17 protein-coding genes are annotated in these 16,909 nt (G+C 46.2%); 13 read left to right on the plus strand and 4 right to left on the minus strand.

Translation table 11 applies throughout. The features are described from left to right. Positions 1-2 precede the first annotated feature (2 nt). Both lpdA and ITJ88_RS03900 read left to right on the plus strand, forming a co-directional pair. Positions 3-1,415 (plus strand): dihydrolipoyl dehydrogenase, encoded by a 1,413-nt coding sequence (lpdA, locus tag ITJ88_RS03895; protein ID WP_195864714.1) that lies wholly within the window; start codon positions 3-5, stop codon positions 1,413-1,415. 110 nt (positions 1,416-1,525) lie between these two features. Further along, positions 1,526-1,831, plus strand: a complete 306-nt coding sequence (locus tag ITJ88_RS03900; protein WP_195864715.1) for an SAV0927 family protein — start codon at positions 1,526-1,528, stop codon at positions 1,829-1,831. 53 nt (positions 1,832-1,884) lie between these two features. Here ITJ88_RS03900 and ITJ88_RS03905 read toward each other — a convergent pair whose 3' ends face one another. Next, a complete protein-coding gene (locus ITJ88_RS03905; RefSeq protein ID WP_035406702.1) occupies positions 1,885-3,372 on the minus strand; it encodes an aminotransferase class I/II-fold pyridoxal phosphate-dependent enzyme in 1,488 nt (495 codons plus the stop codon). Between the two features lie 132 nt (positions 3,373-3,504). Here ITJ88_RS03905 and ITJ88_RS03910 point away from each other — a divergent pair, with 132 nt between their 5' ends. The 3 genes from ITJ88_RS03910 to ITJ88_RS03920 all read left to right on the plus strand — a co-directional run bounded on the left by ITJ88_RS03910 (position 3,505) and on the right by ITJ88_RS03920 (position 5,158). Beyond that, on the plus strand, positions 3,505-3,777 hold the full coding sequence (locus ITJ88_RS03910) for a UPF0223 family protein (RefSeq protein ID WP_023468846.1): 273 nt from the start codon (positions 3,505-3,507) through the stop codon (positions 3,775-3,777). Positions 3,778-4,059: 282 nt separating this feature from the next. After that, the gene (locus ITJ88_RS03915) at positions 4,060-4,248 is read left to right on the plus strand and encodes a hypothetical protein (RefSeq protein ID WP_023468845.1); all 189 of its coding nucleotides are present in this window, start codon (positions 4,060-4,062) and stop codon (positions 4,246-4,248) included. A gap of 124 nt (positions 4,249-4,372) precedes the next feature. Next, positions 4,373-5,158, plus strand: coding sequence for an inositol monophosphatase family protein (locus ITJ88_RS03920; protein ID WP_023468844.1), 786 nt, complete (start codon positions 4,373-4,375; stop codon positions 5,156-5,158). Between the two features lie 41 nt (positions 5,159-5,199). On the opposite strand, the gene ITJ88_RS03925 is transcribed toward ITJ88_RS03920, so the two are convergent. After that, positions 5,200-5,370, minus strand: a complete 171-nt coding sequence (locus ITJ88_RS03925) for a DUF5325 family protein (protein WP_158581850.1) — start codon at positions 5,368-5,370, stop codon at positions 5,200-5,202. Positions 5,371-5,554: 184 nt separating this feature from the next. On the opposite strand from ITJ88_RS03925, the gene typA reads away from it, so the two are divergent. From typA to ITJ88_RS03940, 3 genes are all read left to right on the plus strand, one after another. Beyond that, positions 5,555-7,402, plus strand: a complete 1,848-nt coding sequence (typA, locus tag ITJ88_RS03930) for a translational GTPase TypA (protein ID WP_195864716.1) — start codon at positions 5,555-5,557, stop codon at positions 7,400-7,402. Between the two features lie 26 nt (positions 7,403-7,428). Further along, positions 7,429-7,782: a YlaH-like family protein gene (locus tag ITJ88_RS03935; RefSeq protein ID WP_023468841.1), complete on the plus strand. Its 354-nt coding sequence runs from the start codon at positions 7,429-7,431 to the stop codon at positions 7,780-7,782. Between the two features lie 122 nt (positions 7,783-7,904). Next, positions 7,905-9,002, plus strand: coding sequence for a PQQ-dependent sugar dehydrogenase (locus ITJ88_RS03940; RefSeq protein ID WP_195864717.1), 1,098 nt, complete (start codon positions 7,905-7,907; stop codon positions 9,000-9,002). A gap of 43 nt (positions 9,003-9,045) precedes the next feature. On the opposite strand, the gene ITJ88_RS03945 is transcribed toward ITJ88_RS03940, so the two are convergent. Continuing rightward, a complete protein-coding gene (locus ITJ88_RS03945; protein WP_029342171.1) occupies positions 9,046-9,249 on the minus strand; it encodes a YlaI family protein in 204 nt (67 codons plus the stop codon). A gap of 117 nt (positions 9,250-9,366) precedes the next feature. On the opposite strand from ITJ88_RS03945, the gene ITJ88_RS03950 reads away from it, so the two are divergent. Together ITJ88_RS03950 and ITJ88_RS03955 are read left to right on the plus strand one after the other, a co-directional pair. Beyond that, positions 9,367-9,819: a PNPOx family protein gene (locus tag ITJ88_RS03950; RefSeq protein ID WP_195864718.1), complete on the plus strand. Its 453-nt coding sequence runs from the start codon at positions 9,367-9,369 to the stop codon at positions 9,817-9,819. A gap of 40 nt (positions 9,820-9,859) precedes the next feature. Continuing rightward, entirely contained in the window at positions 9,860-11,176 is a 1,317-nt protein-coding gene (locus ITJ88_RS03955; protein ID WP_195864719.1) for a PhoH family protein, read from the plus strand. A gap of 40 nt (positions 11,177-11,216) precedes the next feature. On the opposite strand, the gene ITJ88_RS03960 is transcribed toward ITJ88_RS03955, so the two are convergent. Next, positions 11,217-11,678, minus strand: a complete 462-nt coding sequence (locus tag ITJ88_RS03960) for a hypothetical protein (RefSeq protein WP_029342168.1) — start codon at positions 11,676-11,678, stop codon at positions 11,217-11,219. A gap of 123 nt (positions 11,679-11,801) precedes the next feature. Between ITJ88_RS03960 and ITJ88_RS03965 the strand changes: the two genes are divergently transcribed. From ITJ88_RS03965 to ITJ88_RS03975, 3 genes are all read left to right on the plus strand, one after another. Beyond that, complete coding sequence (locus ITJ88_RS03965) at positions 11,802-12,080, plus strand: Fpa/YlaN family protein (protein WP_023468835.1); 279 nt, start codon at positions 11,802-11,804, stop codon at positions 12,078-12,080. 70 nt (positions 12,081-12,150) lie between these two features. Continuing rightward, entirely contained in the window at positions 12,151-13,422 is a 1,272-nt protein-coding gene (locus ITJ88_RS03970; protein WP_064299603.1) for an FtsW/RodA/SpoVE family cell cycle protein, read from the plus strand. Continuing rightward, the gene (locus ITJ88_RS03975) at positions 13,415-16,849 is read left to right on the plus strand and encodes a pyruvate carboxylase (protein ID WP_195864720.1); all 3,435 of its coding nucleotides are present in this window, start codon (positions 13,415-13,417) and stop codon (positions 16,847-16,849) included. Before ITJ88_RS03970 ends, ITJ88_RS03975 begins: the two co-directional genes overlap by 8 nt. Positions 16,850-16,909 lie beyond the last annotated feature (60 nt).

Here is a 16,909-nt window from a genome sequence, read left to right on the forward strand (position 1 = left end):
CAATGGTAGTAGGTGAATTCGCACAAGAAACAGATTTACTCGTAATCGGGGCTGGCCCTGGTGGTTACGTTGCTGCAATCCGCGGCGCGCAACTCGGTATGAAAGTAACAATCGTTGAACGTGAAAACGTCGGCGGTGTTTGCTTAAACGTTGGATGTATCCCATCAAAAGCCTTGATCACTGCAGGACATAACTTCCAGCATGCTAAAGGTGCAAGCGATATGGGGATCACTTCTGAGAATGCAACTGTCGATTTCTCGAAAGTTCAATCTTGGAAACAATCTGTCGTCAACAAATTGACTGGCGGCGTTAGTGGTCTTCTTAAAGGGAACAAAGTCGAGACTGTCGTTGGGGAAGCTTACTTCCAATCAGAAGATACAGTCCGTATCATCAACGAAGATTCTTCTACTCCTTACAAATTCAAGAAATGTATCATCGCGACAGGTTCGACTCCAATCGAACTTCCAGCTTTCAAATGGTCAAAACGCGTCCTTTCTTCAACAGGCGCATTGAACCTTCCTGAAATCCCGAAAAAACTCATCGTCATCGGTGGCGGATACATCGGGATGGAGCTTGGTACAGCGTATGCGAACTTCGATACAGAAGTCGTCATTCTTGAAGGAACAAAAGACATCCTTTCTGGTTTCGAGCCTGCTATGACGCAAGTCGTTAAGAAAAAGCTCAAACAAAAAGGTAACATCACAATCCACAACGAAGCACTTGCTCAAAGTGTGGAAGAGTCGGAAGATGGCGTTAAAGTAACATTCGAAGTCAACGGTGAAGCACAAACAGTTGAAGCGGACTACGTCCTCGTCACTGTCGGTCGCCGTCCGAACACAAGTGATCTTGGTCTTGAAATGGCAGAAGTTAAAGTCAGCGACCGTGGTCTTGTCGAAATCGACGATCAGTGCCGTACTTCAAACGAAAACATCTACGCAATCGGTGATATCGTTCCAGGACCACCACTTGCACACAAAGCTTCATTCGAAGCTAAAATCGCTGCTGAAGCAGCTGCAGGACACCCTGCATACCTCGACTACAGCGCGATTCCAGCGGTCGTCTTCACAGACCCAGAACTCGCTACAGTCGGTTACACGGAAGCACAAGCGAAAGAAGAAGGACTCGATTACATCGCGTCTAAATTCCCATACGCTGCGAATGGTCGTGCACTTGCACTCAACGAGCCAGACGGCTTCTTGAAAATGATCACTCGTAAATCAGATGGTCTCTTGATCGGCGCGCAAATCGCTGGTACAGGCGCATCTGATATGATCGCTGAAATGGGACTCGCAATCGAGTCTGGTATGACAGCTGAAGATATCGCACTCACAATCCACGCGCACCCATCACTCGGTGAAATCGCAATGGAAACTGCTGAAGTTGCAATCGGTAGCCCAATCCACATCATTAAATAATATCGAAACACCTCATACACGGGGAGCCGACCGTGTATGAGGTGTTTTTTTGTTTGGTCTTGACTTAAAAAAGGAAAAGGAAAAGTAAAAATCGGAGAGGGTGGACGCATATGGAATCCGTGACTACCTTAGAGGAGCTGTATTACGTATCAGAGATGGATAAGGTTCGTTTTGTTGGCTGGACGACTGCACTCGCCCGCTATGATTTTGCTGTCGTCTGTACGGGACAATTCTTCGGGAAAGTACTCGTCGTTAGCTTAACCGGTGGTCAGTCAGCGTTACTCGATCAACAGGATGTGTTGAATGGAGAGGTCTTAATTCGTACATTTGCGATTGAACGAGAGGATGTCGCAGTAATCGGTGAAGCACTTGCAGCATTCATTCCTTGTTCACCAAACGATGAATACGCCGAATGAAAGGTTCAAAAAAGCAGCCATCCTGAGTAATAAGAATGGCTGCTTTTGCATTTTTAACGAATCGCATTCGATTGTTGAATGACTTTGATCGTCTCGAGCGAATGGTCCTCAAGACCTTGAACCGGAAGACCGGCTTCGATGTTTTCTTTGATATAGGCAAGGTTGTCTGCCGTGATCATCTCGCCTGGGATGAAGATGGGAATACCAGGTGGATATACCATCATGAATTCAGCTGAAATCCGCCCGACCGCATCGACCAACGGAATCGTCTCTGTCTCTTCATAGAATGCATCACGAGGACTGAGAGCAAGCGCTGGGATGTCTGGAAGAACAATCGAATGATCAGTCGTTTCGGCGCCATTATTTTGATAACGTGCGACAAGTAATGACATCGCATGTAAGAAGGCGTCAATCGTCTCTTCCGAGTCACCAGACGTGATGATGACAAGAATGTTGTTCAAATCAGAAAGTTCAACTTCGATCCGATGTTCTTCACGTAAGAACTCTTCGACGAGGTGACCAGAAATACCAAGTCCTTTAACGGAAACAAGCACTTTCGTTGGATCAAAAGCGAATGTCGCACTCGAATGCAGATCGGATTCACCGAAAACGGCGAGATAAGGAAGCTTCGCTAATCCAAAGCGCATCCGTGTCGCAAGTTCAAGTGCCCGGCGATTCATCGCTTCACCGTTGATCGCAAGATGACGCCGAGCGCAGTCAAGAGAAGCGAGCAATAGGTAAGATGTCGATGTCGTCGTCAACATCGAGAGCACTGCTTGAACTTTATCTGGAGAGACAAGTCCGCGACGAACGTTTAAGACAGAACTTCCTGTGAGTGAGCCACCGAGTTTGTGCACGCTCGTTGCGGCAAGATCAGCTCCTGCTTGCATCGCTGACAACGGCATATCTTCGTGGAATGCGATATGGACGCCGTGTGCTTCGTCGACGAGTACCGGAATACCTTTACTATGGGAAAGCTTGACGATGCTCTCTAAGTCACCAGCAACGCCGAAATAGGTCGGGTTGATGACGAGAACGGCTTTTGTATCAGGATGAAGTGCAAGGGCACGTTCTACCGCGCTTGGTGTGATGCCGTGCGCGATTCCGAATGTCTCATCGAATTCAGGGTGAATGAAAATCGGATGCGCACCAGAAAGAACGATAGCTGACATCACCGATTTATGCACGTTCCGAGGAACGAGAATTTTATCATCAGGTCCGACGACACTCATGATCATCGCCATGATTGCCGTTGAAGTTCCTTGTACGGAAAAGAACGTTTCGTCGGCATGGAAGGCTTGAGCTGCCAATTGATGAGCTTCCTTAATGATTGCCTTTGGATGATGGAGATCATCAAGGGGAGCGATGTTGATTAAATCGATATCGAGCGCATTCTGACCGATGAACGATCGAAAGGCTGGATCCATTCCTTGACCATTTTTATGACCGGGAATATGAAATTGAATTGGTTGACGTTTCGCATGCGCAAGTAGCGCATCGAATAAAGGTGTATCGAGCTGTGTTAAGCTTTTTGTTTGCACCAGATTTCCCCCCTTAAAACCGAATAAAAATACAATCAAACAAGCTAACTATAACAAGTTTTCGGACGGTTGCAACTGTTTTATACTTCTTTTCCGTGTAAAATAGAAAAGTGCAGAAAGGAAGTGGGAATGATGGCATTGAATTATCCGCTCAATTCCGATTGGTCGACTGAAGAAATCGTGAAAGTCATCGACTTCTTTAATTTAGTCGAGCAAGCGTATGAGACAGGTGTTGAACGACAACGGTTGCTCGAAGCGTATCGTGAATTCAAGCAAATCGTCACCTCAAAATCCGAGGAAAAACAGTGGGATCAATTTTATATGGAAGAGACCGGTTGCTCGAGTTATCGGACGATGCAGCAGGCGAAACGTCAAGAAGAACCGATCGTTCGTATGAAGAAATAATTGGATCATGAAGATAAGACTCCTATGCGATCGTATAGAAGTCTTATCTTTTAATCCGACTGGAAATGTGCGGGAAATGATCAACATTTGTTTAAAGTGGAAAGGAAGCGGCTATATACTACATACAAGACGTTGGTCTTACAAATATGTGAAACTGTATTTTTTAAAATTAGATGCTTTACATCTAAGTTGAATCGTACTATTATAGATTCAATCCACTAATAAGTCGCAATTGTCTGACAAATTAAACCTCTGTTTATCCCGCGAAGGAGTGTGGTTACTGTGAAACAAGTGATAGAAGCATACAAGAGAAAAGATGCAGAAAAACGCATTCCTGTATTGCGTCTCGAAATCGATTATGAGCTTGCTACATTACACGATGCGATGGTGGCAAGTGACGCAGAAGCTGTTGGCGCAAGTAAAGAGCGTCTCGAAAAATATCGTCAAGAGATGGTACGTCTTGAAGCTTGATTTCAACGTTCTGATCTCTACCTTATAATAAAATATCAACTCTTCAACCAGCGAACTGTTCGCTGGTTTTCTTTTTTTGTTACTATAGAAGAAGCTGGAAACAACGATGAAGGAGTGAACTCAAATGCAGATTGAGTTGGATGCGATAGATTTGATCAAACGAGCGGGAAAGTACATTCGCGAAAAAATTGATGGTTCGTATCACGTCGAACAAAAAACCGGAAAAAGCGATTTAGTGACAGAGATTGATCAAGCCGTCGAGGACTTATTGATTCAAGGTATTTTAGATCGCTATCCGAATCATCATATTTATGGGGAAGAAGGGCGAATCGCTCGACCTGATACACTCGAAGGCACAATCTGGTTCGTTGATCCGATTGATGGAACGATGAACTTCATTCGTCAAAAACGAATGTTTGCCATCTCGATTGCGATCATGATAGATGGCGAGTTACGTTACGGGTTCGTCTACGATGTCATGGCGGACGAGTTGTTCCACGTCATTAAAGGGCATGGTGCTTATCAAAACGGCATACGGTTACCACAAATCGAGGAGCGGAGTGTTAAAGAAGCAATCATCTGTATGAACGCGACCTGGGTGACACCAAATCGTCGAATCAATACGGATCGTCTTGCGCCACTCGTGCGACACGCAGTAGGTGTACGAGCAATCGGTGCAGCATCACTTGAACTCGCATGGACAGCCGCAGGGCGTGTTGACGGGTATATCACGATGCGTAATATGCCTTGGGATTATGCAGCCGGTCAGTTATTGATTGAAGAGGTCGGTGGGCGTGTCGGAACGATCACAGGTGAATCGATGTCATTTCTCGAACAAACGAGTGTGCTAGCAGGGAGCCAGACATTCGTTGAAGATGTGTTGACATTCGTACAAACACAAGAGGATTGAAAAAAGGTTTCTTTCGTCTTGAACGAAAGGAACCTTTTTGTTCATGCTTGTTTTCGTAAACGTGCCTTTAAAACGAACCCGGCACCCATCGTAACAATCATCAAGATGACAGAGGCAATCGTCATCGGTACGTTTTGTTCTGCGATGAAGATGCCGATGGCTGCCATGGATCCTACGGCAAGCATGGCGAGTAATAAAAATAGCAGACGCATGTTTTTTCCCCCTCTACCCGTGAGTACGTTAACAGTGTAGCGTGAATGAAGGATAATGAAAAGGCTTTCGGAGTGATGTCGAATCTTAGTCATTGCCAATTAGGACTCTACCTGTGCTATACTCTTAAAGTTGACCGAAAGTATGATAAGATTTATTTAAATGAATAGAAAGAGGTACACACCTATGACAACATTAGTACGAAATGATTTACGCAACGTTGCGATCATCGCCCACGTTGACCATGGTAAAACAACATTAGTCGATGAGCTTTTAAAACAGTCTGGTACGTTCCGTACGAACGAACAAGTCGAAGAACGCGCAATGGACTCAAATGACATCGAGCGGGAACGTGGAATCACGATTCTTGCAAAAAACACTGCAATTGACTACAAAAACACACGCATCAACATCGTTGATACGCCAGGACACGCCGATTTCGGTGGAGAAGTTGAGCGGATCATGCGTATGGTTGATGGCGTCATCCTCGTCGTCGATGCACGTGAAGGCTGTATGCCACAAACACGTTTCGTTTTGAAAAAAGCACTCGAGCAAGGACTTCAACCAATCGTCGTCGTCAACAAAATCGACAAACCGATGGTCCGTCCTCTTGAAGTCGTCGATGAAGTCGTGGATCTCTTGATCGACCTCGGAGCTGACGAAGATCAACTCGAATTCCCAGTCGTTTATGCATCGGCAGTCAACGGCTCAAGTTCATTTGAACCTGAACTAGAAAAACAAGAAGATACAATCACAAACGTTCTTGATTTAATTCTTGAACACACACCAGCACCTGTCGATAACACATTGGAGCCGCTTCAGTTCCAAGTGACGATGCTTGACTATGATAACTACCTCGGACGGATCGGTGTTGGTCGTGTCTTCCGTGGAGAAATCAAAGTTGGCGATAGCGTTTCGCTTTCAAAACTTGATGGTTCAACGAAGAACTTCCGTGTTACGAAGTTGTTCGGTTACTTCGGTCTAAAACGTGTCGAAATCGAAACAGCAAAAGCTGGAGATTTGATCGCGATCGCTGGTATGGAAGATATCAACGTCGGTGAGACGGTTTGCCCGACTTCACACGTTGATCCACTCCCATTATTACGTATCGATGAGCCAACGCTTCAAATGACATTCATCGTCAACAACTCGCCATTCGCTGGTCGTGAAGGAGATCTCGTTACTTCACGTAAAATCGAAGAACGTCTTGAAAAAGAACTCGAAACAGACGTTTCACTTCGCATCGAAAACACGGATTCACCGGACCGCTGGATCGTTTCTGGTCGTGGGGAACTTCACCTCGGGATCTTGATCGAAAACATGCGCCGTGAAGGATACGAAATCCAAGTATCGAAACCGCAAGTAATCATCAAAGAAGAAGAAGGTGTCAAAGTCGAGCCATTCGAACGCGTCGTCATCGATACACCAGAAGAGTACACAGGTTCTGTCATGGAATCGATCGGTCTCCGTAAAGGTGAATTGACGAACATGCAAACAATGGACAACGGTCAAACGAAGATGGAATTCATCGTTCCTTCGCGTGGTTTGATCGGTTACCGTAACGAATTCCTCTCTGCTACACGCGGATACGGAATCATGAACCACACATTCGAAGAATACCGTCCGTTCATCCAAGCGGATATCGGTGGACGTCGTAGTGGTGTTATGGTCTCAATCGAAACAGGTAAAGCAACTGCTTACGCAATCTCAGCTCTTGAAGACCGCGGAACGATCTTCATCGAGCCTGGTATCGAAGTATACGAAGGTATGATCATCGGCGAATGTAACCGTGATGTCGATCTCGCTGTCAACGTCGTTAAAGCAAAACAATTAACGAACATGCGTGCATCTGCAAAAGACTCAACAAACGTTCTTAAACGTCCACGTGTCTTCTCACTTGAAGAGTCGTTGACATTCTTGAACGAAGATGAGTACTGTGAAATCACACCACAATCGGTTCGTCTCCGTAAACAAGTCTTGAACAAAAACGAACGTGAAAAGCAAGAAAAACGTCGTCGTCTAGGTAAAGATTAAGTCTTGAACGAATAGGGGGACTGGCAATGAATGCACAAGCTGCCGTTGCTTCTGATTTCTCGAAATACGATATTCCGTTCATCGCGAAACTTCTCGGTATTGGAAGTGATCCGAATAACATCGAAGCGGGATTTTATCCTTTAATGATTACCGTCGTCATCTTGACGCTTGTCGTCTTTAAGTTAGGATTTGCTAAGGAACTAGCATGGTGGAAATCACTGATCGTCTATCTCTTGCTCGCCGTGTTCTCGGCAGCATTGACGCTTGTCTTCTGGACATGGCCGATTCCTGAAGTACTCCTTGCAATGGTCTTCGTACTTGGTATTTATCGCTTCCGGATGTGGATGGTCAAGCGTGAACGTGAACGGACAGCTTCTTGACGGAAGCATGTCATGAATCAAAAGAACGAATCTCTTCGGAGGTTCGTTCTTTTTTTTGAGCCAATTCAGATGCATGATTTAAAGCGTAGCGGGAACTAGAATACTAAAAGGGGGAGAAAACATTGAAGATCAAGTATGTCATATCACCCCTCCTGTTAGCGGGTGTTCTGATGGGCTGTACACAAACATCAGAAGAATCGTCAACAGAGGAAACGAATCAGACGACACAAGAAAACAACCAACAGGATTCAAGTGATCAAGAAGCAACGCAATCATCTCAAGCGCAAGAAGGCGTCGTATTTAAAGAGCTAAACGCTCCGTGGAATATTGTCCGGGAAGGAGAGGTATTTTATATCACGGAACGAGAAGGAACGATTGTTAAAGGAAAACAAGATGACTATGAACGGATGCGCCTTCAGCTGAAAGAGGATGTCCTTGCTGAAGGAGAGGGTGGATTGCTTGGGATGGTACTTGATCCTGATTTTAAGAACAATCAGACGGCATACGTCTACCATACGTACGCTAAACAAGGGCAAGCGACGAATCGCGTCATCGCGATAAAGGAAGAGGGTGACCAGTGGACGGAAGAACGTGTCTTACTCGATGATATTCCCGGAGCGACGATTCATAACGGGGGACGGCTAGAATGGGGACCTGAAGGCGCGCTCTACGTCACAGCAGGAGACGCAGCGAATCCTGAACTGGCGCAAGACATTGATTCATTGGCAGGAAAGATTTTGCGCATCACATCTGAAGGGGAACCGTTCGAAGGGAATCAAAAAGGATACGTCTACAGTCTCGGTCACCGGAATCCACAAGGACTTGTTTTCGTCGATGATCAACTGTATGCAAGTGAACATGGGCAAAGTGGGCACGATGAAATCAACCGAATCGAACAAAAGAATTATGGATGGCCGACGATTGAAGGGAAGGAACAAGCAGACGGACTAGTGACGCCGTGGTATGAAGTAGGAGAACAATCTGTTGCGCCAAGTGGGGTTGCAACAGCAGAGAATACACTTTATTTTGCAACACTTGTCGGACAACGATTACAAACCATCAATCTAGAGACGAAGCAAGTCAAGACGATCGTCGAAAATCAAGGGCGGATTCGAGATGTCTGGATTGACGAGACATCAATTTACTATATTACAAATAATACGGACGGAAGAGGGAATCCATCGGCAGATGATGATCGACTCGTTCGAATCAATCGATGAACAATAAAAGGTCTGTCAGGGAATTTCCCCGCAGACCTTTTGTTTACCAGTGTTTTCGTTTCGTTTCCCAAGTAGGGTATAAATGAAATTGTCCAGAAGCGTGGCGTTCAAGTGTCCGTTCTTCTACGCGTGATCGACACTCATCACAAATATGGACACGAACAGGTTTATTGCGTAATCGCTTCGCCGTGAAGGACCAATCATCAATCGTTTCACGCTTATCGCAAATCGTACATTTCACTCGCATGCCAGGTCCTCCCTTTTTTTCTTAGTATATCATATTAGAAGATTATTCAGATGTAAAAAAGGGAAACGAGAAGTATATATCGAAATATCATCACTAAGTCGTAGAGGGGGTGATGTCATGGCAAATAAAGTTGAACAACAGCTTAACTCAGGTCAACTAGAAGCACTATCGCAATTACCACTCGTTTTTTTGATTACGCATGATCAATCCAAACATTGGCCCATCACACATGCGATCAGTTGGGTACATGCGACGGATTCGCAAACGGTTCGTTTTACAATCGAAGCAGATTCTCATCTCGTTAAAACATTACGAGAACATCCGGTCTTCACATTGATCTTTTTTGCAGATCAGTCGACGTACAGCTTAACGTGTACGGACGTCAAGGCGTTTACGCCGCAAGAAGATCTTCCGTTGCCACTCGCTTTTTATGAGGGACGCGTTGAGGAAGTACGTGACATCTTGTTTTACGGAGCAGCTGTCACACAACGACCGATTATCGAAAAAACATACGATGAACAAGCAGCCGAACGGTTGGATCAACTCGTTCATCGCATCCTAAAAGCGTAACATTCATCACAAACTCGACTCTAAAGGGGCGAACGATGGAATGAAAAAAATATACGTACTTGATACTAATGTCATGCTTCACGATCCACTTTCTCTTTTCCAATTCCAGGAGCACGACGTCGTCATACCAGCGATTGTACTAGAAGAACTAGATGGAAAAAAACGCAACATGGATGAGGTTGGACGTAATGCACGAGAAACAGCTCGCATCTTAGACCAATTACGGGAAACGGGCCAGCTTCATGCGGGAGTGCCACTCGGCAACGGCGGTATTCTTCGCGTCGATATTGGGGACTCCATTCATGAAGGTTCGCCGTTTACGCATGAATCAAACGATAATAAGATCATTGAACTGGCGTGGTCGATTCATCGGGAACAACAAATCGAAGCGACCCCACGAGATGTCATTCTCGTCTCAAAAGATATCTTAGTCCGCGTCAAAGCGGATGCGTATGGATTAGTCGCTGAAGATTATATGACAGATCATATCGCTGATTTGACCGGTCTTTATACAGGATTTATCGAAGTAACCGTCGATCAGGAGTATATTGATACCTTTTATCAGGACAAACGGCTTTCGGTTGATGTGTTGCCAGAAAAAGTGCAACCGAATGAGTTCGTCATCTTAAAAAGTAACATGTCGAAAGCTTCAGCCATCGCCGTCGTTGATCAGAACCTGCCCATCATTCGGGCACTTTCGATCGATGTCGATCAAGTCTGGGGCGTCATTCCACGAAATGTTCAGCAACGGATGGCATTTGAGTTATTATTACGTGACGACGTTCCACTTGTGACACTCGTTGGTAAGGCAGGTACCGGAAAAACGTTACTTGCACTCGCTGCGGGGCTCCTGCAAGTGGAAGACGAGCACAAATATAAAAAACTGGTCGTTGCTCGTCCTGTCGTACCGATGGGAAACGATATCGGCTACTTGCCGGGTGAAATGGAAGAGAAGCTTCGTCCGTGGATGCAACCCATCTACGATAACCTCGAACACCTTTTCAATACGGGATCGGGAGACGAACTAGGTAACATTCTCGCCGGAATGAAGACGATTCAACTGGAAGCATTAACGTATATTCGGGGGAGAAGCATGCCGGGGCAATTCATCATCATCGATGAAGCGCAGAACTTGACGAAACATGAAGTCAAGACGATTTTGACACGTGTCGGTGAGAACTCGAAAATCGTGTTAGTCGGGGATCCACAACAGATTGATCATCCGTATCTAGATGAGTATTCCAATGGTCTATCGTACGCCGTAGAACGACTTAAAAATGAGAAGATGACGGGGCACGTCAAACTCGTCAAAGGGGAGCGCTCGAACTTGGCGCGCCTCGCAGCCGATTTACTATGAAAAAAACGTGGTGCGTCTATTCAGGCGCACCACGTTTTCCTTATATGACGGTAACTGTATGAACGGATTTGACGATCCGTTGTCCGTGTAACAGATGAACGGGTCCATCTGCTAACACTTTGCCGTCTTGTGAAAACTGCAGATACACTTCGTCGAGTTGCTCAAGTGGAAGTTCGACCGTTTCTTCACCTTCGAAACGAATGGCGATCGCATCCGGTAAGAGCTCGGCATTCCGGATGAACGGTGCAAGCGCCATGGCGAATGACCCTTGAAGCGCGGCTTCTTTTTCAGCACGTGTCATCGGACGATTGTGATCCGTACGACTGCCTTCCATGATACCTTTATCCCACGCAGCCCCCATTTTCGCGTAGTACGCTTCTTGTTCACTTGTGTCGGCTGGTTGCCCGATTTTCTCGATTGCCACCTTTCGTTCATCAAAGATCCAGACTGTCGGATCAATCGTTAACTGATGCCGTACTTTACCGTTAATCGGAAAAATCATTTGTTCTACCCCCTAAATGTGTAAGTCCAACAAATCCATTATACCGAAACGTTGAATTGTTGGCGAAAGTAAGGTAAAGTTTAGCTATAACAGGAACGCGTCATTTGATGAGGAGGGATTGGATTGTCAACTGAAATCGAGACAGTTCATCGCCAGCGCGCTCTTGAGCTACTAGAAGCGGATGCACAAAAAATCCGCCGGTTGATCGAGGTCCAGCTTGCGAATTTAACGATGCCACAATGTCCTCTTTACGAGGAAGTATTGGATACACAAATGTTCGGATTATCCCGTCAGATTGATTTTGCGGTACGTCTTGAACTGATTGATGCGGGTGAGGGGAAACAATTACTCGAATCACTTGAACAGCAATTATCTGATTTACATGATGCGGAGACGTGCTGATTTTCTACTCAAACGTGAAATGCGGCGTTTGGGTATTTTTTTTTAGAAAATGAAAAAAGGACGTGTACATATGTTAGCGAAGTTTAAAGAAAAACGAGCATTTTTTGACTATGGTCTCTTCTTTACGATGCTCATCCTCATGGCGATCAGTACGGTCATGGTCTATAGTGCGAGCGTGTGGAACGGTGGAGATTATGCGAATACGTCCTTCTTTGAGAAGCAGTTGATGTTTGATGCGATGGCGATCGTGCTGTTCCTTTTCGTTTCACAAATCAATCATGAGGTGTTCCGTGGACCAGTGATTCGTTTACTCTTGTACGCGATTACATGGTTGATGTTGATGGCGACGCTGTTTTCGGCACCACTAAACGGAGCTCGCGCATGGTTGAACTTCGGTATCTTCTTGATTCAACCAATCGAGCTTTGTAAATTCGTGCTCGTCGTCGGACTTGCGAGTTATTTTGATCAAAAGCACAAAGGGAAAATGGACGGCGTGATTGGGATCGTCCATCACTTCATCCATCGTCAAATTCCAGCGACGTCGCCAGGAAGACGAATTTTACTTAGTTTCTCGGACTGGATCTTGATTCCGATGGTTGTATTACTTGCACCTTACGCGATCATTATTCGCATGCAACCGGATGACGGCGGATTGTTCATTCTGTTACTCATCACAGCGATGATACTATTCGCAGTTGGATTACCGAGTGGTTACATCATGTTATGTGTCGTCACTGTACCAATCATCTTCTTGTACGCATGGAATAATTTTTCGGATAATCAGATGCAACGGATTCAAGCAAGTTTAAATCCCTTCCTTGACGCAGAAGGTAAAGGATATCAGCTCATCAACTCCGTCATATCAATTGCCCATGGGGGATTATTCGGAGTAGGTCTCGGGAATAGTTTTCAAAAGTATGGTTATCTGCCAGAGCCTGAAACCGACTACATCATGTCGATCATCTCGGAGGAACTCGGATTCATCGGGGTTCTTGTCGTACTCGGTCTATTGTTCTATCTGATGATTCAAGGGGCGATCATCGCTAATCGGTGTGTCTCGCTTTATTCGAGTATGCTCGCTCTCGGGATATCCGGTATCATCTTCATCCAGACATGTATCAATATCGCGGCCATGTCTGGTCTATTTCCAGGTACAGGTGTCACCTTGCCATTCATCAGTTACGGTGGGTCGTCGTTACTTGTTATGAGTACGATGCTTGGTGTGATGGCAAACATTTCCATGCAAAACAAATATCGGATGGCGTATCATAAAGAAGTGCAGACTGCACGTTCGATGAGTGCCACGAGCTCATTAACTAAAGGGGGAGCATCAGTTGACTAAAATCCAGAAGATTCTCGTAGCAAACCGCGGGGAGATCGCGATTCGCGTTTTCCGTGCAGCGACAGAACTCGGTATTCGTACCGTTGCCATTTATTCGCGAGAGGACATGGGTTCTCTTCATCGCTATAAAGCCGATGAAGCGTACCGGATCGGAGAAGGAAAAAAACCGATCGAAGCCTATCTCGACATTGAAGATATCATCGCAACAGCGAAAAAAGCCGAATGTGATGCGATCCATCCTGGTTATGGATTCCTCTCTGAGAATATTGAGCTAGCCAAACGTTGCCGTGAAGAAGGAATCATCTTCATCGGACCGCAAGAAGATCATCTGTATAAGTTCGGGGATAAAGTACGGGCGCGGACGACAGCGATTGAAGCCGGTCTTCCTGTCATTCCAGGAACGGATGGTCCGATCTCATCCATTGATGAAGCGTATGCGTTCGCAAAAGAAGCAGGCTATCCACTCATGGTCAAAGCATCGCTTGGCGGTGGTGGACGCGGTATGCGTGTCGTTCGGACAGAAGAAGAGCTTCCAGACATGATCGAACGTGCGAAATCTGAAGCCTTGAAAGCGTTTGGTTCGGATGAGATTTACGTCGAAAAATTAATCGAACGACCAAAACATATTGAAGTTCAAATCATCGGTGACGCCCATGGGAACATCATTCATTTGTTTGAACGTGATTGTTCCGTACAGCGTCGTCACCAAAAAGTCGTCGAAGTGGCGCCATGTGTCACGCTATCAGACGAAGGGCGTAAAAAGATTTGTGACGCAGCCGTCACGTTGATGAAACATGTCGGATACGAAAATGCGGGTACGGTCGAATTTCTCGTGACACAAGATGAATCGTTCTACTTCATCGAGGTCAACCCACGTGTCCAAGTCGAGCACACGATTACGGAGATGATCACAGGCGTTGATATCGTTCAGACACAAATCCGTGTTGCTGAAGGCGAATCGTTACATAGCGACCTCGTTGGTATCCCGCAACAAGAAGACATTAAGATGCTTGGTTTTGCGATCCAAAGCCGAATCACGTCAGAAGACCCTGAGAACGGCTTCTTGCCGGATACAGGGAAAATCAAAGCCTATCGTTCACCAGGTGGTTTTGGTGTACGTCTCGATGGTGGGAATGCTTATGTCGGAGCTGAAATCTCACCATATTATGACTCGCTGCTCGTTAAAATCTCGACGCATGGTTTGACATACGACCAAGCCGTCGCGAAAATGCGTCGAAACTTAAGTGAATTCCGAATCCGTGGAATCAAGACGAATATCCCGTTCTTGAGCAACGTCTTGAAGCACCATGCGTTCGTCAGCGGGGATTACAACACATCGTTCATTGATGATACACAAGAATTATTCATCTTCCCGAAACGTCAAGACCGGGGAACGAAACTTTTGACGTACATCGGAGAGGTTTCCGTCAATGGATTCCCGGGAATCGGAAAATTGGACAAGCCACTTGCGCGTGACGTCCGGATTCCGAAAAATCTCCCGACAGACTATACACCAGGTGCAAAAGCGATTCTCGATGCAGAGGGTCCGGAAGCAGTCGCAAAATGGTTGGCAGCTCAGGAAAACGTTTTGCTGACAGATACGACATTCCGTGACGCCCATCAGTCGCTCCTTGCGACGCGGATGCGGACGAAGGATCTCGTTGCGATTGCAGAGGCGGAAGCAAAACTGTTACCTGAACTGTTCTCTGTCGAAGCATGGGGAGGCGCGACATTTGATGTTGCCTATCGATTCTTATCGGAGGATCCATGGGTTCGTCTGATGAAATTGCGTGAAAAGATGCCAAACGTCCTCATTCAAATGTTGCTTCGTGGTGCGAACGGTGTTGGTTACAAAAACTATCCGGACAACGTCATCCATACATTCGTTAAGGAAGCGGCGCAAGCAGGAGTAGACGTCTTCCGAATCTTCGATAGCTTGAACAACCCGGAGTCGATCCAACTTGCGATCGATGCGGTCTTGCCGACAGGTAAAATCGCGGAAGCAGCTGTTTGTTACACAGGGGATTTATTTGACGCAAATCGTCCGAAATATCACCTGCCGTATTACGTCAATCTGGCGAAACAACTGGAAGAAAGCGGCGCTCATATTATTGCCATCAAGGATATGGCGGGTCTCTTGAAACCGGAAGCAGCCTATGCGCTCGTATCAGCACTTAAAGATGCGGTATCGCTACCGATCCATCTCCACACACACGATGCGAGTGGGAACGGGATTTATACGTATGCGCGTGCGATCGATGCAGGTGTCGACGTCGTAGACGTCGCAGCATCAAGCATGTCGGGACTGACGAGTCAGCCAGCGGGTGGTAGCTTGATTCATGCCTTAAGTGGTCATCCACGTCAACCGCTCGTATCAGCACAGAAGTTTGAACAGATTTCGGATTATTGGCAGGACGTGCGTCATCTGTATCAAGCATTCGAACTCGATATGATCGCACCGAATCCAACGGTCTACGACCATGAGATGCCGGGTGGACAGTATTCAAACTTACAGCAACAAGCAAAAGCGGTCGGACTTGCGGATCGTTGGTCTGAAGTCAAAGAGATGTATGCGCGTGTCAATATGCTGTTTGGCGATATCGTCAAAGTCACACCATCGTCAAAAGTCGTCGGAGACATGGCACTCTTCATGGTTCAACATCATCTGACAGAAGAAGATGTCTTGCACCGTGCAAGTGGACTTGATTTCCCGGATTCAGTCGTCGAACTGATGAAAGGGGAGCTCGGAACACCACCGGATGGTTTCCCGCAAGACGTTCAACAGGCTATTCTCAAGGGAGCTGCCCCACTGACAGAACGTCCTGGTAAGATGATGGAACCACTCAATTTTGATGCGATCAAACATGAGTTGTTCGAAAAGCTTGAACGTCCAGTTACAGAATTTGATGCACTCGCTTATGCGCTCTATCCAAAAGTCTTCATGGACTACAGTTCGTATGTCGCGCGATATGGCGATATCTCTGTTCTTGATACGAATACGTTCTTCCATGGAATGCGTCTAGGGGAGACGATCGAGGTTGAAATCGAACGAGGCAAGACACTCTACCTCAAGTTGATTCAAATCGGTCAGCCAGACGATCATGGTATGCGGACGATCTATTATGAGATGAACGGTGTTCCTCGTGAAGTCGAAGTCAAAGACATCAGTATTAAGGAAAGTTCATCAAGTCGTCCAAAAGCAGATCGAAGCAATGCGAAACAAATCGGTGCCTCAATGCCGGGTAGCGTGCTGAAGGTACTCGTCGAAACGGGTACACGTGTCCGTAAAGGAGAGCAACTCCTCGTCACGGAAGCGATGAAGATGGAAACGACGATCCAAGCACCGGAAGACGGTGAAATCAAAGCCGTCCACGTCAAGGAAGGCGAAGCTATCGCGAGTCAAGACTTACTGATTGAATTCGTATAAGGTCACAACGAAAAACAGGCGCACGCTCGGCGGGCTGCCTGTTTTTCATTCAATACGTAG

Origin of the sequence: Exiguobacterium abrahamii (genome assembly GCF_015645365.1) — a bacterium.
Lineage (GTDB): Bacteria > Bacillota > Bacilli > Exiguobacteriales > Exiguobacteriaceae > Exiguobacterium_A > Exiguobacterium_A abrahamii.

What these genes read in the sequence shown, in the direction of transcription:
- ITJ88_RS03935 (WP_023468841.1), top strand. Translation starts at nt 7,429, where the DNA reads ATGAATGCACAAGCTGCCGTTGCTTCTGATTTCTCGAAATACGATATT.
- ITJ88_RS03970 (WP_064299603.1), top strand. Translation starts at nt 12,151, where the DNA reads ATGTTAGCGAAGTTTAAAGAAAAACGAGCATTTTTTGACTATGGTCTC.
- typA (WP_195864716.1), top strand. Translation starts at nt 5,555, where the DNA reads ATGACAACATTAGTACGAAATGATTTACGCAACGTTGCGATCATCGCC.
- ITJ88_RS03920 (WP_023468844.1), top strand. Translation starts at nt 4,373, where the DNA reads ATGCAGATTGAGTTGGATGCGATAGATTTGATCAAACGAGCGGGAAAG.
- ITJ88_RS03960 (WP_029342168.1), bottom strand. Translation starts at nt 11,678, where the DNA reads ATGATTTTTCCGATTAACGGTAAAGTACGGCATCAGTTAACGATTGAT.
- lpdA (WP_195864714.1), top strand. Translation starts at nt 3, where the DNA reads ATGGTAGTAGGTGAATTCGCACAAGAAACAGATTTACTCGTAATCGGG.
- ITJ88_RS03955 (WP_195864719.1), top strand. Translation starts at nt 9,860, where the DNA reads ATGAAAAAAATATACGTACTTGATACTAATGTCATGCTTCACGATCCA.
- ITJ88_RS03925 (WP_158581850.1), bottom strand. Translation starts at nt 5,370, where the DNA reads ATGCGTCTGCTATTTTTATTACTCGCCATGCTTGCCGTAGGATCCATG.
- ITJ88_RS03900 (WP_195864715.1), top strand. Translation starts at nt 1,526, where the DNA reads ATGGAATCCGTGACTACCTTAGAGGAGCTGTATTACGTATCAGAGATG.
- ITJ88_RS03945 (WP_029342171.1), bottom strand. Translation starts at nt 9,249, where the DNA reads ATGCGAGTGAAATGTACGATTTGCGATAAGCGTGAAACGATTGATGAT.
- ITJ88_RS03910 (WP_023468846.1), top strand. Translation starts at nt 3,505, where the DNA reads ATGGCATTGAATTATCCGCTCAATTCCGATTGGTCGACTGAAGAAATC.
- ITJ88_RS03950 (WP_195864718.1), top strand. Translation starts at nt 9,367, where the DNA reads ATGGCAAATAAAGTTGAACAACAGCTTAACTCAGGTCAACTAGAAGCA.